Source organism: Streptomyces sp. NPDC005262 (assembly GCF_042872425.1).
Taxonomy (GTDB): Bacteria; Actinomycetota; Actinomycetes; order Streptomycetales; family Streptomycetaceae; genus Streptomyces.
This window is the reverse complement of the sequence record NZ_JBIAKK010000001.1, coordinates 625,405-648,757: the sequence shown is the minus strand read 5'-3', so window position 1 is coordinate 648,757 and position 23,353 is coordinate 625,405. Positions and strand designations below refer to the sequence as shown.

At 70.7% G+C, this 23,353-nt stretch carries 20 protein-coding genes and 1 pseudogene; 9 read left to right on the top strand and 12 right to left on the bottom strand.

Annotated elements, in window-relative coordinates; genetic code table 11:
• Positions 1–36: 36 nt before the first annotated feature.
• Complete coding sequence (locus ACFYP5_RS02815; RefSeq protein WP_389029665.1) at positions 37–2,052, top strand: thioredoxin domain-containing protein; 2,016 nt, start codon at positions 37–39, stop codon at positions 2,050–2,052.
• 55 nt (positions 2,053–2,107) lie between these two features.
• Here ACFYP5_RS02815 and ACFYP5_RS02810 read toward each other — a convergent pair whose 3' ends face one another.
• On the bottom strand, positions 2,108–2,740 hold the full coding sequence (locus ACFYP5_RS02810; protein ID WP_389029662.1) for a TetR/AcrR family transcriptional regulator: 633 nt from the start codon (positions 2,738–2,740) through the stop codon (positions 2,108–2,110).
• A gap of 131 nt (positions 2,741–2,871) precedes the next feature.
• Complete coding sequence (locus ACFYP5_RS02805; protein ID WP_389029659.1) at positions 2,872–3,597, bottom strand: hemolysin III family protein; 726 nt, start codon at positions 3,595–3,597, stop codon at positions 2,872–2,874.
• A gap of 195 nt (positions 3,598–3,792) precedes the next feature.
• Between ACFYP5_RS02805 and ACFYP5_RS02800 the strand changes: the two genes are divergently transcribed.
• Positions 3,793–5,619: a phosphoenolpyruvate carboxykinase (GTP) gene (locus ACFYP5_RS02800; RefSeq protein ID WP_389029656.1), complete on the top strand. Its 1,827-nt coding sequence runs from the start codon at positions 3,793–3,795 to the stop codon at positions 5,617–5,619.
• 273 nt (positions 5,620–5,892) lie between these two features.
• Here ACFYP5_RS02800 and ACFYP5_RS02795 read toward each other — a convergent pair whose 3' ends face one another.
• From ACFYP5_RS02795 to ACFYP5_RS02765, 7 genes are all read right to left on the bottom strand, one after another.
• Positions 5,893–6,513, bottom strand: coding sequence for a hypothetical protein (locus tag ACFYP5_RS02795; protein ID WP_389029653.1), 621 nt, complete (start codon positions 6,511–6,513; stop codon positions 5,893–5,895).
• Positions 6,500–8,116 carry a substrate-binding domain-containing protein gene (locus ACFYP5_RS02790; RefSeq protein ID WP_389029650.1) on the bottom strand — a complete coding sequence of 539 codons (1,617 nt, stop codon included), beginning with the start codon at positions 8,114–8,116 and terminating at the stop codon, positions 6,500–6,502. The genes ACFYP5_RS02795 and ACFYP5_RS02790 overlap by 14 nt, the downstream gene beginning before the upstream one ends.
• Entirely contained in the window at positions 8,113–9,330 is a 1,218-nt protein-coding gene (locus tag ACFYP5_RS02785) for a toxic anion resistance protein (protein ID WP_389029647.1), read from the bottom strand. Before ACFYP5_RS02785 ends, ACFYP5_RS02790 begins: the two co-directional genes overlap by 4 nt.
• Positions 9,330–10,433, bottom strand: coding sequence for a hypothetical protein (locus ACFYP5_RS02780; protein WP_389029645.1), 1,104 nt, complete (start codon positions 10,431–10,433; stop codon positions 9,330–9,332). Before ACFYP5_RS02780 ends, ACFYP5_RS02785 begins: the two co-directional genes overlap by 1 nt.
• Positions 10,434–10,554: 121 nt before the next feature.
• The gene (locus ACFYP5_RS02775) at positions 10,555–10,980 is read right to left on the bottom strand and encodes a hypothetical protein (RefSeq protein ID WP_389029642.1); all 426 of its coding nucleotides are present in this window, start codon (positions 10,978–10,980) and stop codon (positions 10,555–10,557) included.
• Between the two features lie 89 nt (positions 10,981–11,069).
• Positions 11,070–12,281, bottom strand: coding sequence for a pyridoxal phosphate-dependent aminotransferase (locus tag ACFYP5_RS02770; RefSeq protein WP_030914798.1), 1,212 nt, complete (start codon positions 12,279–12,281; stop codon positions 11,070–11,072).
• A 249-nt stretch (positions 12,282–12,530) separates the two neighbouring features.
• Entirely contained in the window at positions 12,531–13,364 is an 834-nt protein-coding gene (locus ACFYP5_RS02765; protein WP_389029639.1) for an arylamine N-acetyltransferase, read from the bottom strand.
• A 104-nt stretch (positions 13,365–13,468) separates the two neighbouring features.
• Here ACFYP5_RS02765 and ACFYP5_RS02760 point away from each other — a divergent pair, with 104 nt between their 5' ends.
• Positions 13,469–14,344 carry a DUF3626 domain-containing protein gene (locus ACFYP5_RS02760; RefSeq protein ID WP_389029636.1) on the top strand — a complete coding sequence of 292 codons (876 nt, stop codon included), beginning with the start codon at positions 13,469–13,471 and terminating at the stop codon, positions 14,342–14,344.
• A 12-nt stretch (positions 14,345–14,356) separates the two neighbouring features.
• On the opposite strand, the gene ACFYP5_RS02755 is transcribed toward ACFYP5_RS02760, so the two are convergent.
• Positions 14,357–14,722 (bottom strand): iron chaperone, encoded by a 366-nt coding sequence (locus tag ACFYP5_RS02755; RefSeq protein WP_389029633.1) that lies wholly within the window; start codon positions 14,720–14,722, stop codon positions 14,357–14,359.
• 279 nt (positions 14,723–15,001) lie between these two features.
• Between ACFYP5_RS02755 and ACFYP5_RS02750 the strand changes: the two genes are divergently transcribed.
• Entirely contained in the window at positions 15,002–15,871 is an 870-nt protein-coding gene (locus ACFYP5_RS02750) for a serine protease (RefSeq protein WP_389029631.1), read from the top strand.
• A gap of 116 nt (positions 15,872–15,987) precedes the next feature.
• Positions 15,988–16,125, top strand: a pseudogene (locus tag ACFYP5_RS02745) (siderophore-interacting protein); the annotation flags it as partial.
• A 55-nt stretch (positions 16,126–16,180) separates the two neighbouring features.
• Here ACFYP5_RS02745 and ACFYP5_RS02740 read toward each other — a convergent pair.
• Together ACFYP5_RS02740 and ACFYP5_RS02735 are read right to left on the bottom strand one after the other, a co-directional pair.
• Positions 16,181–17,794, bottom strand: a complete 1,614-nt coding sequence (locus tag ACFYP5_RS02740) for an amidohydrolase family protein (protein ID WP_389029629.1) — start codon at positions 17,792–17,794, stop codon at positions 16,181–16,183.
• Between the two features lie 120 nt (positions 17,795–17,914).
• Positions 17,915–19,219: an alanine racemase gene (locus tag ACFYP5_RS02735; protein ID WP_389029626.1), complete on the bottom strand. Its 1,305-nt coding sequence runs from the start codon at positions 19,217–19,219 to the stop codon at positions 17,915–17,917.
• Positions 19,220–19,357: 138 nt separating this feature from the next.
• On the opposite strand from ACFYP5_RS02735, the gene ACFYP5_RS02730 reads away from it, so the two are divergent.
• From ACFYP5_RS02730 to ACFYP5_RS02715, 4 genes are all read left to right on the top strand, one after another.
• Positions 19,358–20,446: a sugar kinase gene (locus ACFYP5_RS02730; RefSeq protein WP_389029623.1), complete on the top strand. Its 1,089-nt coding sequence runs from the start codon at positions 19,358–19,360 to the stop codon at positions 20,444–20,446.
• Positions 20,443–21,207, top strand: a complete 765-nt coding sequence (locus tag ACFYP5_RS02725; RefSeq protein ID WP_389029620.1) for an IclR family transcriptional regulator — start codon at positions 20,443–20,445, stop codon at positions 21,205–21,207. The genes ACFYP5_RS02730 and ACFYP5_RS02725 overlap by 4 nt, the downstream gene beginning before the upstream one ends.
• Positions 21,208–21,213: 6 nt before the next feature.
• Positions 21,214–21,624, top strand: a complete 411-nt coding sequence (locus tag ACFYP5_RS02720; protein ID WP_328905540.1) for a RidA family protein — start codon at positions 21,214–21,216, stop codon at positions 21,622–21,624.
• A gap of 134 nt (positions 21,625–21,758) precedes the next feature.
• Positions 21,759–23,234 carry a GntP family permease gene (locus ACFYP5_RS02715; protein ID WP_389029616.1) on the top strand — a complete coding sequence of 492 codons (1,476 nt, stop codon included), beginning with the start codon at positions 21,759–21,761 and terminating at the stop codon, positions 23,232–23,234.
• The last annotated feature ends 119 nt before the right edge of the window (positions 23,235–23,353 follow it).

The window sequence follows — 23,353 nt, the reverse complement described above, 5'->3', positions numbered from 1 at the left end:
CTGCAGTCGTTTGGCCGGGTGCGCAAGGATGGGGGCATGTCCAATCGACTCGCGCAGGTCACCTCCCCGTATCTTCTCCAGCACGCCGACAATCCGGTCGACTGGTGGCCGTGGTCGCCCGAGGCGTTCGAGGAGGCACGCAGCCGGAACGTGCCGGTGCTGCTGAGCGTCGGCTATGCGAGCTGTCATTGGTGCCATGTCATGGCGCACGAGTCGTTCGAGGACGAGCAGGTCGCCGCGTATCTGAACGCGCACTTCGTCCCGGTGAAGGTCGACCGCGAGGAGCGGCCCGACGTCGACGCCGTTTACATGGAGGCCGTGCAGGCCGCGACCGGTCAGGGTGGCTGGCCGATGACCGTCTTCCTGACCGCCGACGCCGAACCCTTCTACTTCGGCACGTACTTCCCGCCCGAGCCCCGTCACGGGATGCCGTCCTTCCGCCAGGTGCTCGAAGGCGTCGTCTCCGCCTGGACCGACCGCCCCGACGAGGTCAACGAGGTCGCCGGGCGCATCGTCCGCGAGCTGGCAGGCCGTTCGCTGGCGCACGGCGGGGAGGGGCTCCCGGGCGAGCCGGAACTGGCGCAGGCGCTGCTCGGGCTGAGCCGTGAGTACGACGGGAAACACGGCGGCTTCGGTGGCGCCCCGAAGTTCCCGCCGTCCATGACGATCGAGTTCCTGCTGCGCCACCACGCGCGCACCGGCGCCGAGGGCGCCCTCCAGATGGCCGCCGACACCTGTGAGGCGATGGCCCGGGGCGGGATGTACGACCAGCTCGCCGGCGGGTTCGCCCGGTACTCGGTGGACCGGGAATGGGTCGTACCGCACTTCGAGAAGATGCTGTACGACAACGCGCTGCTCTGCCGGGTGTACGCCCATCTGTGGCGGGCCACAGGGTCCGAGCTGGCCCGCCGGGTCGCGCTGGAGACCGCCGACTTCATGGTGCGGGAGCTGCGGACCGCGGAGGGCGGGTTCGCCTCCGCGCTCGACGCGGACAGCGAGGACGGCGGCGGCAAGCACGTCGAGGGCGCGTACTACGTGTGGACGCCCGCGCAGCTGCGCGAGGTGCTGGGTGAGGAGGACGCCGCGTTCGCCGCCGAACACTTCGGGGTGACGGAGGCGGGCACCTTCGAGGAGGGCGCCTCCGTGCTGCAACTGCCGCGCACCGACGTGGCGGTGGATGCGGACCGGGCCGCCGACGTACGGGCCCGGCTGCTCGCGGCCCGCGAGGAGCGGGCGCGCCCCGGACGGGACGACAAGGTGGTGGCGGCCTGGAACGGTCTGGCGATCGCCGCGCTCGCCGAGACCGGGGCGTACTTCGACCGTCCCGATCTGATCGAGCGCGCCACCGAGGCGGCCGACCTGCTGGTCCGGGTCCATATGGGTGATGTCGCCCGGCTGGCCCGGACGTCCAAGGACGGCCGGACCGGAGACAACGCCGGGGTGCTGGAGGACTACGGCGATGTCGCGGAGGGTTTCCTCGCGCTGGCCGCCGTCACCGGCGAGGGTGTCTGGCTGGAGTTCGCCGGCTTCCTGCTCGACATCGTGCTCCAGCACTTCACCGGCGAGGGAGGGCAGTTGTACGACACGGCGGACGACGCGGAACAGCTGATCCGCCGCCCGCAGGACCCCACCGACAGTGCGACACCGGCGGGCTGGACGTCGGCGGCCGGGGCGCTGCTCTCGTACGCGGCGTACACCGGCTCGGAGGCCCATCGCGCCGCGGCGGAGGATGCCCTGGGGGTGGTGAAGGCGCTCGGGCCGCGGGTGCCGCGGTTCATCGGGTGGGGACTCGCGGTCGCGGAGGCGCTGCTCGACGGTCCGCGCGAAGTGGCGGTCAGCGGTCCGGTCGGCGGCGAACTGCACCGCACGGCGCTGCTGGGGCGGGCACCGGGCGCGGTGGTCGCGGCGGGTGCGACGGGCGGTACGGAGTTTCCGCTGCTGATGGACCGGCCGACGGTGGACGGAGCACCGACCGCATACGTCTGCCGGCACTTCGTGTGCGATGCGCCTACGACGGATGCGCAGGAGCTGGCGCGCAAGCTCGGGGGGTGACCGGGGGGCCGGGGGCTGCCGGGCCCGGTCACGCGGGCGCGACCACGCCGGGGCGTCAGAGCGTCAGGCCGCCCGCGAGCGTGTCCAGGGCCTGGTCGACCATCGCGATCAGGTCACCTTCCTGACCGTGCTCGCCCCAGTACAGCGTCACCTCGCGCAGCGCCCCCAGCACCGCCGCGACGAACACCCGGACCTCCAGGTCGTCGGCGCCGCGGCCGCTGCGGTCGGCGAGTACCCGGGCCAGGACCTTCGCCGTGTCCGACAGGGTCTCCGACATCCGCGCGCGGATCGCGGGGACCTCCACCATCAGCCGGGTGCGCCGGCGAAGTTCCTCCTCCTCGGTGGCGAGGAGCGCCGTCAGCGCCTTCGTCACGACGAACCGCAATGACTGCAGCGGCGGTTCGTCCGCGGGGCGGTTGCGCATCTCCGCTTCCATGAGGGGGTCGTACTCGTCGGTGAGGACGATGTCCTCCTTCGTCGCGAAGTACCGGAAGACGGTGCTCGGCGACACCTCGGCCGCTTCCGCGATCTGCTCGATCGTGGTCGCGTCGTACCCCTGCTCGGTGATCAGCCGGTACGTCGAGCGCCGGATCGCCGTCCTGGTCTTGAGCTTCTTCCGTTCGCGCAGCCCCGGCCGGGGGTGCGCCTCGACGGAGGTGTCGGGCGAGGGGCGGGAGGTGGCGGCCATGATCGCCATTGTCGGGCATCGGCGGGCGTCGGGACCATGCCGGCGTCCACCGGTCCGTGCCCGGAGCGGTGGCATGCGAAGTGGCCGCGGCTTTCGGGCCGCGGCCACTGAGGGGCACAAGGGGGGGGCGCTCAGCTGTGGTTGTACGCCACCAGCGAGATGCCGACGTAGTGCACGACGAACGCCGCCAGGGTCAGCGAGTGGAAGACCTCGTGGAAGCCGAACCACCGAGGTGACGGGTTGGGCCGTTTGATGCCGTAGATGACGCCGCCGGCGCTGTAGAGCAGACCGCCGACGATCACCAGGACGAGCACCGCGATCCCGCCGGTGCGCATGAAGTCGGGCAGGAAGAAGACCGCCGCCCATCCCATCGCTATGTAGCAGGGCGTGTAGAGCCAGCGGGGGGCGCCGACCCAGAACACCCGGAAGGCGATGCCGGCCGCGGCCGCCGCCCAGACCGCCCACAGCAGCGGGCGCCCGGTCGACTCCGGGAGCAGCAGCAGGGTCAGTGGCGTGTAGGTGCCCGCGATGATCAGGAAGATGTTGGCGTGGTCGAGCCGGCGAAGCACCGCCTCGCCGCGCGGGCCCCACGTGCCGCGGTGGTAGACCGCGCTCACTCCGAAGAGCAGGCACGCGGTCACGATGTAGATGCCGCAGGCGATGCGGCCGCGGGTGCTGTCCGTGAGTGCGATCAGCACGATCCCCGCGATCAGTACCGCGGGGAACATTCCGGCGTGCAGCCAGCCGCGCAGGTGTGGCTTCACCGGGAACGGCAGCGCCACCTCGGCCGGGTCGAGCCCGGCTGGTTCGGCCTCGGGTTCGGCCTCGGTCGGTTCGGGCGCGGCGGCAGCAGTCATGTCCGCATGCTACCTACGCCTCCGTAAGTTGCGAACATGAGTGGTGATGCTCACGTGGGCGGCCCCCTGGACATATGGGCGAATCGGTCGGATGATCAAATGAGTGCGGTCGGCACCGGATGAGCGGCTACGAAGCATCCGGGTCGCGGCCCCCACGGGGCACCTACCAGAAGACACCCTCAACAAGGAGCGATCGTGGCGCGCGACATCGCGGCTCCCCTCACTGTTCCCACCCGTCACCAGGAGCTCGTCACCTGGGTGAATGAGATCGCAGCCCTCACCCAGCCGGACCGTGTGGTCTGGTGTGACGGCTCCGAGGCCGAGTACGAGCGCCTGTGCGGGGAACTCGTGGCCAACGGCACGTTCACCAGGCTTGACGAGACGAAGCGGCCGAACTCGTACTACGCCGCCTCGGACCCGAGCGATGTGGCCCGTGTCGAGGACCGCACCTTCATCTGCTCCGAGAAGGAGGAGGACGCGGGCCCGACGAACCACTGGAAGGCCCCCGCCGAGATGCGGGAGATCTTCACGGGTGAGCAGGGTGTCTTCCGCGGTTCCATGCGCGGTCGCACGATGTACGTCGTCCCGTTCTGCATGGGCCCCGTCGGCTCCCCGCTGTCCGCGATCGGTGTCGAGATCACCGACTCCGCGTACGTCGCCGTCTCCATGCGCACCATGACCCGCATGGGCCAGGCAGTCCTCGACGAGCTCGGCACCGACGGCTTCTTCGTCAAGGCCGTCCACACGCTGGGCGCGCCCCTGGAGGAGGGCCAGCAGGACGTTCCGTGGCCGTGCAACTCCACCAAGTACATCTCGCACTTCCCCGAGGACCGTGGGATCTGGTCGTACGGCTCTGGCTACGGCGGCAACGCCCTGCTCGGCAAGAAGTGCTACGCGCTCCGCATCGCCTCGGTGATGGCCCGCGACGAGGGCTGGCTCGCCGAGCACATGCTGATCCTGAAGCTCACGCCGCCGCAGGGTGAGTCGAAGTACGTCGCCGCCGCGTTCCCGAGCGCCTGCGGCAAGACCAACCTCGCCATGCTGGAGCCCACGATCTCCGGCTGGACCGTCGAGACCATCGGCGACGACATCGCCTGGATGCGGTTCGGCGAGGACGGCCGCCTCTACGCGATCAACCCCGAGGCCGGTTTCTTCGGCGTCGCGCCCGGCACCGGCGAGCACACCAACGCCAACGCCATGAAGACCATGTGGGGCAACTCCGTCTTCACGAACGTCGCGCTCACCGACGACGGTGACGTGTGGTGGGAGGGCATGACCGAGACGGCCCCCGCCCACCTCACGGACTGGAAGGGCAACGACTGGACGCCCGCGTCCGAGACGCCCGCCGCCCACCCCAACGCCCGCTTCACCGTGCCGGCCGGGCAGTGCCCGATCATCGCGCCGGAGTGGGAGGACCCGAAGGGGGTGCCGATCTCGGCCATCCTCTTCGGCGGCCGCCGCGCCTCGGCCGTGCCGCTGGTCACCGAGTCCTTCGACTGGCAGCACGGTGTCTTCCTCGGTGCCAACGTGGCCTCCGAGAAGACCGCCGCCGCCGAGGGCAAGGTCGGCGAGCTGCGCCGCGACCCGTTCGCCATGCTGCCGTTCTGCGGCTACAACATGGGCGACTACATGAACCACTGGATCAAGGTCGGCGCCGACAAGTCCGACCAGTCCAAGCTGCCGAAGATCTACTACGTGAACTGGTTCCGCAAGAACGAGGCGGGCAAGTTCGTGTGGCCGGGCTTCGGTGAGAACAGCCGCGTCCTGAAGTGGATCGTCGAGCGCCTGGAGGGCAAGGCCGAGGGCGTCGAGACGCCGATCGGCATCCTGCCCGCCAAGGGCTCGCTGGACACCAACGGCCTGGACCTCTCCGAGTCCGAGCTGGACTTCCTGCTCACGGTCGACAAGGAGGTCTGGCGCGAGGAGGCGGCGCTGGTCCCCGAGCACCTCAACACCTTCGGTGACCACACGCCGAAGGAGCTGTGGGACGAGTACCGCGCGCTGGTCCAGCGCCTGGGCTGACGCCCGCCGGGGCGCACTCCCGAAGTGCGCCCCCCATGCACACTCCGCGACCGGGCCGCCCGACTCCACCCTGACCTGTGGTTCAACGGCCCGACGCGGTACAGCCCCCGGAACCCCCTCACGGTTCCGGGGGCCGCCCTTTTTCCCGCCCCTTTCATGAGGAACGTCCGCACCACACCGCAGGTCCGCGCACGAGACCTGCGCATTGCTTCACCGTTCCTTCACAAGCCCGTCGGCGGGGCCGCCGGGAGGCCGGCCGGGCCGGTGCGGGGCTCAGTCCGACCGGCCGCGGTCCTCCAGATACCGCGTGTGCGTCTGCTGCCGGCGCGCCTCCGCCTCCCGCAGTCCCGCGGCGAGCGCCTCCGCCTCCCGGTGCAGCAGCGACAGCTGCTGTTCGAGCGGGCGCTCGGGCGGCTCGGTGCCCGGCGTCAGCCGCGTCCACCAGCGGGTCCGCAGATATGTGTCGACGGATTCCGGGATGTCCTGGTGCACGGCTCGGGACAGGGCGTGAATGGCTTCCGGGTCGGTGGCGAGGGCCTCGGAGACCCAGCCGGGTGCGAGCAGCCCTTCCAGCAGCCCGGTCAGCTCGACGAGCCGCCCGGACGCGGCGGGCGGCAGCTCCACTTCGGCCAGATACTCCCGCAGGGTCGCGAAGTCGGCCCGCACCGTCTCCAGCTGTGACGTCGGATCGGGGAAGGCTGGGGCGGGCGGCCGCTCGGGCGGGGCGATCAGTGCGCCCGCGCCGTACAGCCCGACGATCACCACCGGCCAGTACGCACCCGCCAGTCCCGTGAAGGTGAGCGCGAGCCCGGCGATCCCGCACGCGCTCCCGGTGAGGTTCTTGCGGGACTCGACGTACGCCAGGACCCGGCCCGGCGCTCTACTGGTAGCCACGGATCTCCTCAAATGCCCCGTCCAGGGAGCCCGGCCCCTGGTCCTTCGTCGCGTCGAAGAGCCGGCCGCCGGTCAGGGAGGCGATCGCGTCCAGTTCCGCACGGTCCGAGTCCCCGAAGACGACCGGGAAGACGGGGGTGACGCGACGCGCCGCCGGGAGCGAACGGTAGAAGGCGGCGAAGTCGTCGGCCGAGTCGCCCGTCGTGTTCTCGCCGTCCGTCATCAGGACGATCGAGGTGAACGCGGACTCGGTGTCAGGCCCCAGCCGGTCGTAGGCCGACTCCAGACTCGAGAAGATCGCAGTTTCGCCGCTCGCGGTCAGGGCGGCGGTGTCGGCCTTGATCGCCGCGAGGCCGGCCCGCGGGTCGGCGGGATCGACCGTGTGCGTGCGTGCCCGCTTCACCGACGATCCGAACGGCAGCAGCGTGACCTCCTCGCGTTCCCGGAAGTCCCCGGTCAGCCCGGTCAGCGCCGTCTTCAGCTTCCGTAGCCGCTCGCCCCGCATCGACCCGGACGTGTCCAGTACGTACACGGTGCGCGAGGGCCGCCGGAGCTTGTTCTCGTAACTGTCGAGCAGTCCGTCCGCGACGGATCGCGAACCGGGGAAAGGGAGTTCCCGACGGGCCTCGGTGGCCAGTGGCGCCGCTGGCCGGACGGAGGCGACGACCGGGCGGCGGAACGTCTCCCGGGTCAGCTGCCGCTGCACGGCGGGGGAGCGGAGGTACGAGGTCAGGGCGCGGACCGCGTCCTTGGCGTCGGCCGAGGCGGCGGAGAGCAGGCTCAGCGGGTAGTCGGCCGTCACCACACCGTCGCGCGGGCGGATCACGGTGAGCCCGGTGTGGCTGTCCCGGTTCAGGGAGAGCAGCACGGACTCGTAGTTGATCAGCGCGTCGACCGTGCCGCGCCGGGTGTACGCGGTGGCCAGCCAGCCGGACGAACCCGAGGTGAGCCGCTGCCCGCCGAAGAACTCCTTCAGCTTCCCGTCCGCCTTGCGGACATCGGCGTCGGTCAGCGCGGACTGGGCGCCGGACAGCGCCGAGGCGACCGAAACCAGTGCGGAGAAACCGGAGTTGGAACGAGCCGGATCCGTCATGCCGTAGGTCAGCCGCCCGCCGGCGACCGCCTGGTGCACCTGGGTCCAGGTGACGTCCGACGGGTCCCAGCCGAGTCGTTTCACCACCGACGGCTTGACGCCGAGGGCGACCGGTGACGTCATCAGCGGGGTCTCGGAAGTGATTCGCTTCGCCGCGTCCGGATGGAGCCGCAGATAGTCGTCGGACGACAGCCACACCGCGTCGTACGCCCCGTCCGCCTTCCCGGACCCGAGCTGCTCGACGGCGTCGAGCGTCCCGGTCCAGGTGGGCCGCACGGTGATCCCGGTCGCCTTCCTTGCCTGCTCCAACAGCGGCTTCATATCGGCGAGTTCGCTGGATGCGAGCACCCGCAGCGTCCCGGTCCGAGGAGCGCCGTCATCCTTCCTCCCGGGCGGTGCGGGGCCGTCCGCCGCCGAACACGCCGCCAGCGGTACGAGCACCGCGGCGGCCAGCAGCGACGCGAGTGTGCGCGACACCCGGCGCCGCAGCCTTCTCAGCCGGCCCGTCATCCGAGACCACCGCCCTCGAGAGCGCCCGCGGAGCGGCTGCGCTCCAAGTGGCTGCTCGCCTGCTGGAGTTCGGCCGTCAGCGACTCGACGGTCGCCGCCATGGACTCGGTCGCCTGCACCTTGTACGTGTCGATCGCGTCCAGCGTCCGGTAGATCTGCTGGAACGCCGTCCGCAGGGTCTCCGCACCCACCGCGGGGTCGGCGGCGATCCGCTGGATCTCGCCGCTCTGCGTGGCGAGCATCTCCGCATTGCCGCGGATCAGATCCTCCGTCGTGGAGCGCAGCACCTGCACCTGTTCGCTCACCTTGCGCTGGCTCTCCAGCGCCGATGCCAGCATCACGGCGATCCGCAGCGCGGAGACCGTCGTGGTCGCGGCCCGGTCGACGCCCCTGATCAGCTCCTCGTTGTTGCGGCGTACGACGTCCATCGCCAGATACCCCTGCGCGCAGACCGCGAGCTGGGTCAGCAGATCCTGGTGCTTCTGCCGTACCGGGAACAGCACATCGGCCCGCAGGGCGTCCGCCTGCACGGGGTCGGCGGCCTCCGTAGCCCGGATGCGCTGCTCGACGGCGCCGTCCAGGGCCTCGGTGAGGACCACGTACTCCTGGAGCTTGCCCATCGTCTCCCAGAGCCGGGTGCGTTCGGTGTGCAGAGCGGCGTTGTCGCGCCGCAGTTCGTCCTGGCCGCCGCGGAGCGAGCCGACGATCCTGTTGAGGGTGGACTGTGCGGAGGCGTACTTCGCGACATGGTCGCGCAGCCTGTTGCCGCCGGGGAGTTTCGCCAGCAGCCGGCGGGCGCCGCGGCCGGGGGTGTCGCGCGGATCGAGGTCCTCGACGGTGCGGCGCAGCTCGACGAGCGAGGCGCCGACCCTCGACTGCGCGTCCCCGTCCCCCGACCCGGCGGAGAGCTCGCGGACCGTACGGTCCAGCATCCGGTTGGACTGCTGGGCAGCGCTGCGGATGTCGCCCTGCCCGAGGGCGGCGATCTCCCCGATCCTGGTGGTGAACTCGGGCGAGCGGGCGTCGAGTCCGGCGAGACTGCCGACGTACTCGGTGGCGCGTCGCGTCATCTCCGTGCGCACCGAGTCGTCGACCGGGACGAGACCGGCGGCCTGCTCGGTACGGACGGGGGCGACGGGCTCGGGCGGGGTGAGGACGAGCGGCTGCGGCTCGGCTTCGGTCATGGGTGTGGTCTCCCGGGAAGCGTGGGTCATCAGCCGCGGGTCCGGCGGGCCATCGTGCGCAGCACCGTGGCGGTGGGCACGGGCGCCTGGCGGATCCCGGTCAGCTGTTGGTCGATGTAGTCGGTGTGACCGGCGGTCGCGGCGGTGAACTCGGCCGCCGCGCCCTGGGGGCGGAAGCCGTGCCGTACGGCGAGCTCGCGCAGGCGCCGGTCGGTGGAGAGCAGTTCGCCGAACTGCCGTCCCGAGTCGGTCAGCGGTACGAGGGTGTGGTCGCTGGAGACGGTGGTGTCCGGATAGAGGACGACCAGATCCCCGAGCTCCTGCTTCTGCAGCAGCAGCGAGGCGACCTGCGACTCGTACACCAGGACCAGCGGATTGCCGACTCCGCTGATGAAGTCCCGGAACGGTGCGTCACTGCTGGTCTGCTGCGCCCCCTGCACCTGGATCAGCTTCTTCAGCAGCGGCGCTGTGCGGTCGATCGCGGCCTCGTCGGCGGCGACCCGGCCGCCGTCGGCGACGTACGAGGCGGCGGCGAGGTAGAGCGCGCCGGAGTTGGACGCCACGGGGTCGGTGCTCGTGATGAACACCGTGCCGGTCAACTCGGCATGTTTTCCAGCTCCCTTGAGCTGCTGCCAGGTCCGGTCCGCCTTCGCGGCCTTCAGATACGGAGCCATGAGCAGCTTTCCGCTGGACTTGCCGCTCAGCGTCGCAAGCCCGTTGTCCGCCAGCACCTGTGCGGCGCCGCGGTGGGCGACGACGACGAGCGGCGAGTAGAAGGGCCGGATCGGTCCGCCCTTGAGGGAGGACTTGCGCTGCAGCTCGTCGGCGGGCGCCTTCGAGCCGGGGAACGCGAAGTCGTAGTCCTTCAGCGGTAGTTGGTCCATAGCCCAGGACCCGGACGTCTCCGCCTTCACGGTGAACCCCTTGGCAGCCAGGGCCTTCACCACTTCGGGATCGGCGAAGAACTCCGCCTTCTCCGACCCGATCACTCCACGCACGGTCTTCGTTGCCGTGCTCGTGTCCTTGCTGTCGCGGCCTGCTACGACGGCTACTGCCACTCCGCCGATCAGCAGCACCGCCAGGACGATTCCCACGATGCGTCTCACACAGGCAGCGTGCTCGCGGAAACCCACATTCCGGACGGAGTTGGGTGGACGGAAGGTGAAGTGCCCATCCCAGTACGCAACGGGAACATCCGGTGCCAGATGTGTGGCGCCCGGTCCACGCGCCTCCGCGGCCCGTGGACCGGGGCCGTCAGAGGGCGCCGACCAGCCGTACGGGCGCGGGCCCGGCGGCGGGTGGCGGGGCGGTCGCGGCGGTCATCGCCGCCGTGTGCGCGTCCATCCGCTCGGCCGCGAGGATCGCGGCCGCGGTGTCGGCGCGGGATGCGGCCACCACCAGCGCGCGGCCCGCGAGGGCGTGCGCGCGGCGGTGGAGCGTGCCCGGTGCTGCGTCGGTCAGGCCGGCGTGCCGGGCGGGAGGTGCGCCGCGCAGCCGGGCGACCTGCTCGGCGATGCGGTCGCCCGCCTCGCCGAGGCCGAGCTCGTCGGTGACCGCGAGGAGTGCGGCCAGGTGTCCGGCCAGCTGGATGTCCAGCTCCTCCTCGCGGGAGCGGTGCGGGAAGTCGTCGGCGTGGTCGGCCGGTGTGTGGACCGATTTGGTGCGGATCGGTTCGTACATGGATGGCCTCCTGGTGTTGCTTGGAACCATCCTAGCTTGGAATCAGTCTAAAGTTGTCTGCGATCCGATATTGCGTGCCGCCACCATGGTCAGGGCTGGCTGTATCCGTCCAGGAAGTTCCCGATCCGCTGGACGGCGTCCGTCAGATCCTCGGTCGAGGGCAGCGTCACGATGCGGAAGTGATCGGGCTCCGGCCAGTTGAACCCCGTACCCTGCACGACCATGATCTTCTCGGCCCGCAGCAGGTCGAGGACCATCTGCCGGTCGTCCTTGATCTTGTGGACCTTGGGGTCGAGCCGTGGGAAGAGGTACAGCGCCCCCTTCGGCTTCACGCAGGTGACCCCGGGGATCTGCGTCAGCAGGTCGTAGGCGACGTCACGCTGTTCCAGGATGCGGCCGCCCGGCAGCACCAGGTCGTTGATCGACTGCCGCCCGCCGAGTGCTGTGGCCACCGCGTGCTGCGACGGCATATTTGCACAGAGCCGCATATTGGCGAGGACGGTCAGCCCCTCGATGTACGAGGAGGCGTGCGCCTTCGGGCCGCAGACGGCCAGCCAGCCCGACCGGTATCCGGCGACCCGGTAGTTCTTGGAGAGCCCGTTGAAGGTCAGCACCATCAGATCGGGTGCGATGGCCGCGGTCGGGGTGTGGGTCGCTCCGTCGTACAGGATCCGGTCGTAGATCTCGTCGGAGCAGACGACCAGGTTGTGGCGCCGGGCGATCTCCGTCAGCCCGCGCAGCATCTCGTCGTCGTAGACCGCACCCGTCGGGTTGTTCGGGTTGATGATCACGATCGCCTTGGTGCGGTCGGTGATCTTCCGCTCGATGTCGGCGAGGTCCGGCATCCAGTCGGCCTGCTCGTCGCACCGGTAGTGCACCGCCGTACCGCCGGCCAGCGACACCGAGGCGGTCCAGAGCGGATAGTCCGGAGCGGGTACGAGTACCTCGTCGCCGTCGTCGAGCAGCGCCTGCATCGACATCTGGATCAGCTCGGAGACGCCGTTGCCCAGGTAGATGTCCTCGACGCCGAGGTCGATCCCCTTGGTCTGGTAGTGCTGCATCACCGCGCGGCGCGCCGACAGCAGGCCCTTCGCGTCACCGTAGCCGTGCGCCCCGGCAAGGTTGCGCAGGATGTCTTCGAGGATCTCGGGCGGGCACTCGAACCCGAACGCGGCAGGGTTGCCGGTGTTCAGTTTGAGGATGCGGTGACCGGCCGTTTCCAGCCGCATGGCCTCCTCGAGCACGGGGCCCCGGATTTCGTAACAGACATTGGCGAGCTTCGTGGACTGGATGACCTGCATGTCAGCGAGCTTACGGCGGTGTTTCACCGGCTGCGCGGGGATTTCCCGCAGGTTGACCCACCCGGGTAGCGCCGCCCGCCCGCCGCGTCTTCCATCGCCATGTGCGCTCCGCCCCGGACTGTGGGAACCCCTGGCGGGGGCGGGAGCGGGGCTTGGAATAGGGGTGTGACGGGCCGGACCGGTGAGATGCGCCACGTGAGGGAGGCGGGCCGGACCCGGCCGCGGGCCCCGGCCCGCTGCCGGGTGCGTTCACTCCGGCAGGCGGGTGCCCTCCGGGAGGCGGATGCCGAAGTCGGCCGCGAGGACCCGAAGCACTTCGTCGCCGTCCGCCAGTTCCCGTTCCTTGCGCGTGTCGTCCGGAGTGGTCTCCACGAGCCTGCGGCCCATCAGCGCGAGATGCGCGGCCGGGGTGGTGCGCTGGACGTACAGCTGGTGCCGGAACGGGGAGCGCGGGTTGGTCGCGATGTGCCAGTTGATGACCTCGTAGTCCGGCCCCTGGAACGGCTCCAGCGTGAACGCGTACTGGTCCTCCCACTCCCCGGTCACGCCCTTGGCCTGGAGCTTCCACAGCTCCAGCGGGCCGTCGTGCGGCGCGTGCACGAGCCGGTGACGACGTGGGGTGTCGTGCAGTTCCGCGTCCGCCACCAGCGGGATCGGCTCCAGCAGTGCAGTGTTCGCGCCGAATCCGACATCGGCGAGACGGGGGGTCGGATCGCCCGGCACCTCGGCCAGCATGAGCATGTGGGTGCGCGGCCGTACGTCCCCCGGCGCGGCCCCCAGCAGCACGCGCGCGCAGAGCAGTGTGATCCGGAAACCGAGCTCGGTCAGCGCGGCGGCGAGGAGGGTGTTCTGCTCGTAGCAGTACCCACCGCGCTCGCCGCGTACGAGCTTGGCCTCCAGATCCGCGAGCGCGAGCGACGGTGCGCTGCCGAGCACGGGGTCCAGGTTCTCGAACGGGATGCCCAGTGCGTGGGCGCGGTGCACCGAGCGCAGTACCTCCACGGTGGGGCGACGCTCACCGGTCCAGCCGATGCGGGCGAGGTACGCGTCGAGGTCGAGAGCGCGGGCGCGGTCGGTGGTCATGAGGCGACCGTACGCAATCGGGGTTGCGGGCTGCCACGGGCGCGGCGCGCCAGGTGCGCACAATCCGCGTGCGACGGCGGATCGCCTTCCGGCAGACTGCCCCGGTGACCGACCTCCATGTCTCGTCGGCCCAGGCGCGCGCACTGAACCATGTCGCCTCGCTGTCCTCGGGACCGCCGCTCGCTCCGGCCCTCCCGCTCACGCTGAACTTCCACCCCGACCGCATGGCGGGTGACCGCCCGATCCTGGTGGCGCTGGCCGAGGACGGCGTCTACCGCTCACAGTTCGTCACCGGCACCAGCAACGGTGGTCTGACGGCACACCCGGGCGGGGACCGGTGGCGCTGGGAGAGCCGGATCTTCGGCGGTGCGTACGACGCGGTGTCCGCTGAACAGCGGCCGGTGTACGGGGCGTTGAACTTCCGTCGCAAGGGTGTCGGCGCCGCCCCGCGGTTCGGGTCCGCGCACTTCAGGCTGTCCGCGGAAGTCCTGCCGCGCGCCACCTTCTGTTACCCGGACAGCGCCGGCGAACCGTCGGACTTCGGGGTCGCGGCCCGTACGCGGCTCATCGAGCTGGCCGAGGCCGACACCCAGGACGCGCTCAACGACTACATCGAGGCGCAGGTGCACGGCCTTGTCGTGCTGGACCGCGACATGGAGGCCCTGGTCCTCGATCCGAGCTACCGGGGCACCGCCGTCGAGGCCGTGGCCCGCAGGCTGCCGTGCCCCACGGAGTGGCACGCCGGATTCCGGCTGTCGGTGGACGAGTTGCGCCGCCATCCGGGCTACCGGGGGCAGGGGTTCGTCGCTCTCGGCGCGGAGATCGCGCAGGGCGGCATGCTCGATCCTCGGATCATCGGGGACGCCGCCCGCACGGGCCGCTACGAGACCCAGTCGCTGAAGATGGTCTGGCACTGCCTGGCCCGCTTCGGCGCCCCGGCCGGGACCAGGGGCCCGGATTCCGTACCGGCGTACGGCTGACCGGCCGGCCCGTCAGCAGACCGTGCCCGGTCCGGCGGCGGTGGCCCGCAACAGGTCACGCACCAGGTCGTAGTCGAGGTTCTCCGGCTTGCGGAAGCGCAGGCAGCCCTTGCCCATGTCCTGTCCGGCCAGCCGGTCCTCGAACGCGTCGCGGACGTCGGAGCGCAGCAGGTAGAAGGAGATGTAGTTCTTCTGGCCGGCGAAGGCGACCTCGCCGACGCCGTTGCGCTCGTACGCGGGCATCCCGTACGCCATCACCTCGGCGAACCCCTTCAGCTCCTGACGGCACATCTGCCGCAGTCTGCCCAGGGCCTCCCGGCGCTCCTGCGGGATCTCGGCCAGGTATCCGTCGACATCTTCGGCGTTGCTCTGCACCATGCGACGAGCCTAAGGGCTGTCCCGTGATCCCTGGCGGGCGCGCGACGGCAGCTACGGCACCTCGCCGCGTGCTCGGAACGCCCGAATACATCCAGTATGCGGACGCCCCTCCGCCCTACGATGCACCGCATCCGACGCCGCGCGGTGATCCACCAGAGACATCGGGACAGCCCTCAGGCCGAAAACAGGCTCTTGCTCCGCACCGGCACGGCCCTAACAATGCGCATGACAAAACCGAAGGAACCCTTCGGTCACAGAGGTCACAGAGGGGACCCCCACATGAAAAAGCCTCTCGTCGGCGCACTCTTCGCCGTTCTGCTCCTCGGAGCCGGAACGGCCCCCGCTGTCGCGGCCACGAGCCACGACACGGCCGCGCCCACGGCCAAGGTCGCCGCACCGCAGGCCGTCAAGGCCAAGGCCGTCAACTTCGCCGGGACCGTCGCGCTCAGCAACTGTTCCGGCTCCGTCGTCCGGACCGCCGCTTCGCTGCCGTCCGACCCGGCTCTCGTGCTCTCCAACGGGCACTGCATGGAGACCGGCTTCCCGGGCCCGGGTGAGGTCGTCTTCAACCGGTCGTCCACCCGCAGCTTCACGCTGCTGAACTCCGCGGGCAGCGGAGTCGGCACCCTGCGCGCCAGCAAGATCGCGTACGGGACGATGACCGACACCGACATCTCGCTGTACCAACTCACCCGCACCTACGCCCAGATCGAGAGCACCTACGGCATCAAGGCGCTGGAGCTCAACGCCGCGCACCCGGTCCAGGGCACCGCGATCGCGGTCGTCTCCGGCTACTGGAAGCGCACGTACCGCTGCAATGTCGACGGCTTCGTCTACCGCCTGAAGGAGGGGGAGTGGACCTGGAAGGACTCGGTCCGCTACACCTCCGCCTGCCAGACCATCGGCGGCACGTCCGGCTCCCCGGTGATCGACAACGCGACCGGCAAGGTCGTCGCCGTCAACAACACCGGTAACGAGGACGGACAGCAGTGCACGGACAACAACCCGTGCGAGGTCGATGAGAGCGGCAACGTGACGGTCCGCCAGGGCATCAACTACGCCCAGGAGACCTACGGCATCGTGCCGTGCATCGGTGCCGGCAGCCAGATCGATTTGAGCCGGGCGGGGTGCGCGCTGCCCAAGCCGTAGTCGGTGAGGCACGCCGTGGGACCCGGCCCCCCCCGGGCCTCACGGCGCAGCCGCGCGTCGTACCGCGGGCCTCGATCCCGTCCAGCAGCACACCGAGCCCGACGGGGAACGTCTCCCGGGCGCTGCGCCGCCACCTGGTCGAGGAGCGCGGGCCCGCCCGGCCTGCGGTGGAGTTCAGTGGTTGCCGGCGGCGCGCGCTGACCCAGGACGACGCCCCGACCGAGAACGACCTGGCCTGGGCGAAGGAGCGTGCGGAAGGGTTCGGAGCACCGCGAGCCGCATGCCGGCGGCGGTGCCGGGAGGAGAGGGCTACGGCGTCGACCGGACCGCTCGCCCCGCCAGCACGGAAGTCCGCCTGCCGTCCTCGATGACGAAGCGGCCGTCGATCAGGACGTGCGGGATGCCCACCGGCAACGTGCGCGGCTCCTCGAACGTCGAGCCCGCCGCCACCGTCTCCGGGTCGAAGAGGACGAGGTCGGCACGGTACCCCTCGCGGACGTACCCCCGGTCGGGCAGACGCAGCCGGGCTGCCGGGCGCGAGGTGAGGTGGGCGACGCACTCCTCCAGCGAGAGGATGCCCAACTCCCTTGCGTACCGGCCGAGATACCGCGGGAACGTGCCGTACGCCCGCGGGTGCGGCTTGTCGCCCTGGAGAATGCCGTCGCTGCCGCCCGTGTGGACGCGGTGCCGCATGATCTGCCGGACGTTCTCCTCGTGGCCCACGTGCTGGAGGATCGTCGTGCCGAGCCGGTCGTCGAGGAGCAGGCGGCGGGCGGTGACCCAGGGCTCCTCGCCGCGCAACCGTGCGGACTCGGCGACCGTACGGCCGACATGGCCGGCGAGCTCCGGCACGCTGACGCCGGAGATCTCGATCGTGTCCCACTCGATCGGCACTCCGTGACAGCCGTCCGAACCGAGTACCTCCATATGGTGCCGGATCCGCTCCGCCGTCCCGTCGTCCGCGAGGCGATCGAGGACCGATACGGGTCCGCCCTCGCTCGCCCAGCTCGGCAGCATCGCGACGAGCGTCGTGGAGCCGGGGGTGTACGGGTAGGTGTCGAGGGAGATGTCGGCACCCGCGGCGACGGCCCGGTCCAGGAGGGCGATCAGCTCGGGGGCCCTGCCCTTGTTCACGCCGAAGTTCATGGTGGCGTGGGCGAGATGGAGAGGGCAGCCGGCGTCGCGGGTGAGCTGCACCATCTCCTCGTACGCGGCGAGTGCGCCCGCGCCGTACGAGCGGTGGTGCGGGCAGTAGTAGCCGCCGTGCGCCGCCACGACCCGGCACAGTTCGGTGAGTTCGGCGTCCTTGGCGTACATGCCCGGGGTGTAGGTGAGGCCGGACGACATGCCGACCGCGCCTTCCGCCATGCCCTGGGCCACGAGCTCCTTCATCCGGACCAGCTCGGCCTCGGTGGCCGGGCGGTCGTCCCAGCCGACCGCGTACATCCGGACCGTGCCCTGCGGGATGAGGTATGCGGCGTTGACCGCGATGCCCTGGCCGCCGAAGTTGCGGTCGAGGCGGTCCAGGTACTCGCCGACCGTGCGCCAGTCGAAGTCGACGTCCGAGCCGTCGCCGTTCCAGCCGGTGATCGCCTTCCGTACCTCGGCGAGGGTGCGGTCGTCGACCGGTGCGTACGACAGGCCGTCCTGGCCGAGGACTTCCAGGGTGACGCCCTGGGCGGCCTTCGCGCTGTGCTCCGGATCGCGGAGAAGGGCCAGGTCGCTGTGGGCGTGCATGTCGATGAAACCGGGGGAGAGGGCGAGGCCGGCGGCGTCGAGGGTGCGGGTGGCGGTGGGGCGGGGCCCCGGGGCGCCCTCGGGGTGGATCTCGGCGATCCGGCCCTCGGCGATTTTGACATCGGCCCGGTAGGAGGGGGCGCCGGTGCCGTCGATGACGCCGGCGTCGCGGATGACGAGGTCCATGGTTGTGCAGCCTTTCGGTGACGGTGTCGCTTCCCCCGCCCCACCCCGCCCCCTCCGAAACCGGGGCAGCGCCCCCGGATTCGGGAAGGAGCGGGGTGGGGGGAGTCGGCCCCGCAGGGATCAGAAGAACGTGCGGATGTAGTCCGTGACCGTGCCGTCCGCCTCGACCAGCGGAATCAGCTGCCACTTGTCGAACGATGTGCACGGATGCGAAAGCCCCATCCCCACCCAGTCGCCGACCTCGAGCTCCGCCCCCGCCTCGGTCCGCACCCACGTGTGCTGGTCCGACAGCCCCGTGACCGTGACCCCCGTCGCCGCCCGCACCGAGCCGTCGCGCCCGGAACGGATCACCTGCGCCTCCGGGAGGTCGAGGTCGTACGCCGCGTCCCGCTTCCCCGCGTTGAGGAACGCCTGCTCGGCGGAGGGACGCGACACGACCTGCGCCCACAGCCGGAAGGCCGGCTGCAGCGTCCCCTCCTCGGACACCCGGTTGAACGGTGTGAGCCGCCGGTAGTGACCGTCGTCGTGCGAGACGTACGCACCTGAGCGCAGCAACTTCACCACGGGCACGGAGAGTTCGGGGATCTCCGCGAAGACCTCGGCCACCGCGTCGAACCACGCGCTGCCGCCCGCGCTGACCAGAACCACGTCCGCACCGGCGAACCGGCCCGCCTTGTCGAAGTCCGCCGCCAGCGCGACGAGCCGGCGCAGCCACTCCCGTACGCGCTCCGGCGACGCGTCCGGCACCTCGCCCTCGTAGCCGGCGACGCCCACCAGCCGCAGGGTCCCCGTCGAAGCCACCGCGTCGGCGACGGCCGCGCAGTCAGCCTCGGTACGCGCACCGGTGCGGGCGCCCTCGCCCGCACCCAGCTCCACCACGACATCCACCGGACGGGAGGCTCCCGCGGCCCGCAGGGCCTCGTCCATCAGCTCGACACCGCGCACCGAGTCCACGTAACAGACGAAGCTGAACTCCGGGTCGGCCGCCAGCTCACCGGCCAGCCAGCGCAGCGCCACCGTGTCGACGAGCTCGTTGGCGAGGAAGATCCGCCGGATGCCGTACGCCCGGTAGACCCGCGCCTGGTGCGGGACGGCCGCGGTGATGCCCCACGCGCCGCGCTTCAGCTGGTCGGCGAAGAGCTGCGGGGACATGGAGGTCTTGCCGTGCGGGGCGAACGCGAGGCCGTGGCGTTCCGCGTACGTCTCCAGGAGGGCGAGGTTGTGCTCGACCGACTCGGCGGACAGGGCGAGCACCGGGGTGGTGAAGCCGCCGGTGAAAAGGTTGCGGCGTTCGGCGGCCAGGGCGCCGACGGTCAGGCCGTCCGCGTCCGGCGGGAGTGCCTTGAAGCGGTGGTCGACCCGTTCGTCGGCAAGTCCGGCGAGTTCGGCGAGTCCAGCCGGGGTGACCGGGTGGTCGGCGGCCAAGGGAGCCTCCTCAAGAAGTAATCGTTGCAACATATGCAACAGTCATTGCGCATATCGCTTAACGCTGTCTAACATCCGAGCCGACGCCGGGTCAATGGTGAACACCGGCGCTGAACGCTGATCATCGAGGAGCCCAGAGTGTCCGGACCCGCAGCGGGGGCGGCCCACGCCGCCACGACGAGCGATGTCGTCTGCCTCGGCGAGTCCATGGTGACGTTCCTGCCCTCGCAGCCCGGACGCCTCGCCGACGTGCCGTCCTTCGGCCGTGCGATCGGGGGCGCCGAGTCCAACGTCGCCTGCGCGCTCGCGGCGGCGGGGCACCGGACGAAGTGGGTCAGCCGCGTCGGTGCGGACGGGTTCGGCGACCATCTGGTCGAGGCGATCTCCCGGTACGGCGTCGACACATCGGCGGTCGAGCGCGACCCGGCCCGCCCCACAGGCATCTACTTCCGTACGGCGACCGACCGCGCGACCGACACGCACGAGGTCGCGTACTACCGGGCCGGCTCCGCGGCATCGGCGATGTCCCCGGCGAACGTCCCGGCCGAGGCCGCGCTCTGCGGCCGCATCCTGCACCTGTCCGGGATCACGGCGGCGCTGTCCGAGGACTGCCTGTCCCTGCTCCACTCCCTGACGGCGCCTCGCCCCGGACGCCCGCTGATCTCCTTCGACGTTAACCACCGGACGGGGCTGTGGCGCGACGGCGACGCGGCACCGGCCGTGCTCCTCGACCTGGCCCGCCGCTCCGACCTCGTCTTCGTCGGTGAGGACGAGGCTGAGGAGGCGTGGGGGCTGCACGGCGCGGAGGCGATCCGTGCGGCGCTGCCGGAGCCCGGGGTACTGGTCGTGAAGCGGGGGGCCGAGGGGGCGACGGTCTTTTCGGGACCCCGCCAGGGACCCCGCTCCTCCGGCGCCGACGGGCCCGGGAGTGTCACCACCGTCCCCGCCCTCCGGGTCGACGTCGTCGCCCCCGTCGGCGCCGGCGACGCCTTTGCGGCCGGGTTCCTCTCCGCCACCCTCCGCGACCTGCCCGTACGGGACCGCGTGCGGCACGGTCACCTGATGGCCGCCGCCGTCCTCACCGTTCCCGGCGACCTCACCGACCCTCCGGCCCGTGCCCACGCCGACCGGCTGGTGGCTCTCGACGACGCCGCCTGGGAGACACTTCGTCTCGGCCCCGGCTGGACAGCGGCCGAGCGGGCATCCGAGGAGGCATCCACCCCATGAGTCAGACCGTCGACCGCGCGCTGAGCATCCTTCCGCTCCTCGCCCAGGGCCCCGCCGATCTCGGCCAGGTCGCCGACCGCCTCGGCGTCCACAAGTCCACCGCGCTGCGCCTGCTCCGTACGCTCCACGAGCACGGGCTCGTCTACCGCCAGCAGGACCAGCGCTACCGCCTCGGGGCCCGCCTGTTCGCCCTGGCGCAGGAGGCCGTCGAGAACCTCGACGTACGCGAGATCGCCCACCCCCACCTCGTCGAGCTCAACGAACGGTGCGGGCACACCGTCCATCTCGCGGTGTACGAGGAGCACGAGGTCCTCTACATCGACAAGGTCGAGAGCCGCTACCCGGTCCGGATGTACTCCCGGATCGGCAAGCCCGTCGCGATCACCGTCGCCGCCGTCGCCAAACTGCTGCTCGCCGATCTGACCGAGCCGGAACGGCGTGCGATCGCCGAGAAGCTCGACTACCCCATGTACACGTCCCGTTCGATCCCGAACGCCGGCGCGTTCCTCAAGGAGCTCGCCGCCGTCCGCGAACAGGGCTGGGCCACCGATCTCGGCGGCCACGAGGAGTCCATCAACTGCGTCGGCGCCCCCATCCGCGGCGCGGACGGCCGGGTCGTCGCCGCCATGTCGGTGTCCGCGCCGAACGTCGTCGTCACGGCCGAGGAACTCCTCACACTGCTCCCGCTGGTGCGCCGCACCGCCGACGCCATCACCCGGGAGTACTCCGGCACGCCCACCCCCCGACCCGAGAAGGCCTGAACCGTCATGACCGAGAAGACCGCCCTCACCCCCAGCACCCACACCGCCCCGCCCGCCAAGTTCTCGCACGGCGTGAAGAAGGGGAACATCCTCCAGGTCGCCGGCCAGGTCGGCTTCCTGCCCGCCGTCGAGGGCCAGGCGCCGACCCCGGCCGGTCCGACGCTGCGTGAGCAGACCCTCCAGACGTTCGCCAACGTCAAGGCGATCCTGGAGGAGGGCGGCGCGAGCTGGGACGACGTGATGATGATGCGCGTCTACCTCACGGACGTGGACCACTTCGCGGAGATGAACGAGATCTACAACACGTACTTCGGCGAGCAGAACCTCAAGGAGGCCCCCGCCGCCCGTACGACGGTCTACGTCGGCCTCCCCAAGGGCCTGCTGATCGAGATCGACGCGCTCGCCGTCCTGAGCTGAACGAGCCGACCGATCCACGGCTGATCCGCTTGCCGCACCGCAACACCACGCCATACGGCACGGCACCCCGCACGACAGGGGCGCCGTGCCGCGCCCCACCCTGCCCGAAGGACCCCCACACACGGAGTCGTCCCATGCTGCTCGCCGCCACACCACCTCCGGTCGAGACACCACCCCACACCGGTGGACTCCTCCTCCTGATCGACGGCACAGCCGGTCTGCTGACCGTCGCCGCCCTCGGAATCGCGCTCCTCCTCTTCCTGATCATCAAGGTGAGGCTGCAGCCGTTCGTCGCGCTGCTCGCCGTCTCCATAGCCGTCGGCCTGGGCGCCGGTCTCTCCGTCACCGAGCTCTTCGGCACGGTCCAGAAATCCGCCGCCGTCTCCGTCATCGAGTCCGGCATGGGCGGCATCCTCGGCCATGTCGCGATCATCATCGGCCTCGGTACGATGCTCGGCGCGATCCTCGAAGTCTCCGGCGGAGCCGAGGTGTTGAGCGCCCGCCTGCTGAACCTCTTCGGTGAGAAGCGGGCCCCGCTCGCCATGGGTCTGACCGGTCTCATCTTCGGTATCCCGGTCTTCTTCGACGTCGGCATCTTCGTCCTCGCGCCGATCGTGTACGCCGCCGCGAAGCGGTCCGGCAAGTCGATCCTGCTGTACGCGATGCCGCTGCTCGCCGGTCTCTCGATGACCCACGCCTTCCTGCCGCCGCACCCGGGACCCGTCGCCGCCGCAGGTCTCTTCCACGTCTCCCTCGGCTGGGTCATCCTCATGGGCGCCGTCGTCGGCATCCCGTCCGTCCTCGCCGCCTGGGTCTACGCCGCCTGGATCGGAAAGCGGATCTTCGTCGAGGTCCCGCAGGACATGGTCGAGGCCGCCGAGGAGTCGAAGGCCGCGGTCGTCGCCGAGCAGCGGGCCGCCGGTGTCTCCCCGCGTGAGGAGCCGGTCGGGCTCGCCACCGTACTGACGATCATCGGCACCCCGCTGGTGCTGATCCTCGCCGCGACGTTCTCCTCCATCGCCCTGGACCCCTCCACCGTCCGCTCGGTCATCGAGTTCTTCGGCAACCCGTTCGTCGCCCTCTCGATCGCGCTGCTCCTCGCGTACTACCTGCTGGGCATCCGGCGCGGCTGGTCCCGTAAGTCCCTGGAAGCGGTGTCCACTTCGTCGCTGAAGCCGGTCGGCAACATCCTGCTGGTCGTCGGCGCGGGCGGCATCTTCGGTGCCGTCCTGAAGGGCAGCGGCATCGCGGACGCGCTCGCCGACACGTTCAACGACGTCGGCCTGCCGGTCATCCTGCTGGCCTGGCTGATCTCCGTCGTCCTGCGCGTCGCCCAGGGTTCGGCGACGGTCGCGATCGTCACCACTGCGGGCATCGTTGTGCCGCTGGTCGAGGGGCAGGGCATGTCGCAGGCACATCTGGCGCTGATCATCATGGCGATCTCGGCGGGTTCGATCTTCGCCTCGCACGTGAACGACGGCGGCTTCTGGATGGTGTCGAAGTACTTCGGCATCACCGAACGCGACACCCTGAAGTCCTGGACGGTCCTGGAAACGGTCCTGTCGGTGGCGGGCTTCGCGGTGGCGGCGCTGCTGAGCCTGGTGATCTAGGGCCGCTCGCCCGGATCACGCCGGGCTCGCGGGTCCGGTGCGCACATCTGCCGCGTCGTCGTCAGCCCTCCCCGGGCTCCCGGCTTCGCTCGAGCAGGGGAAGACCTCATTCGCTCCGC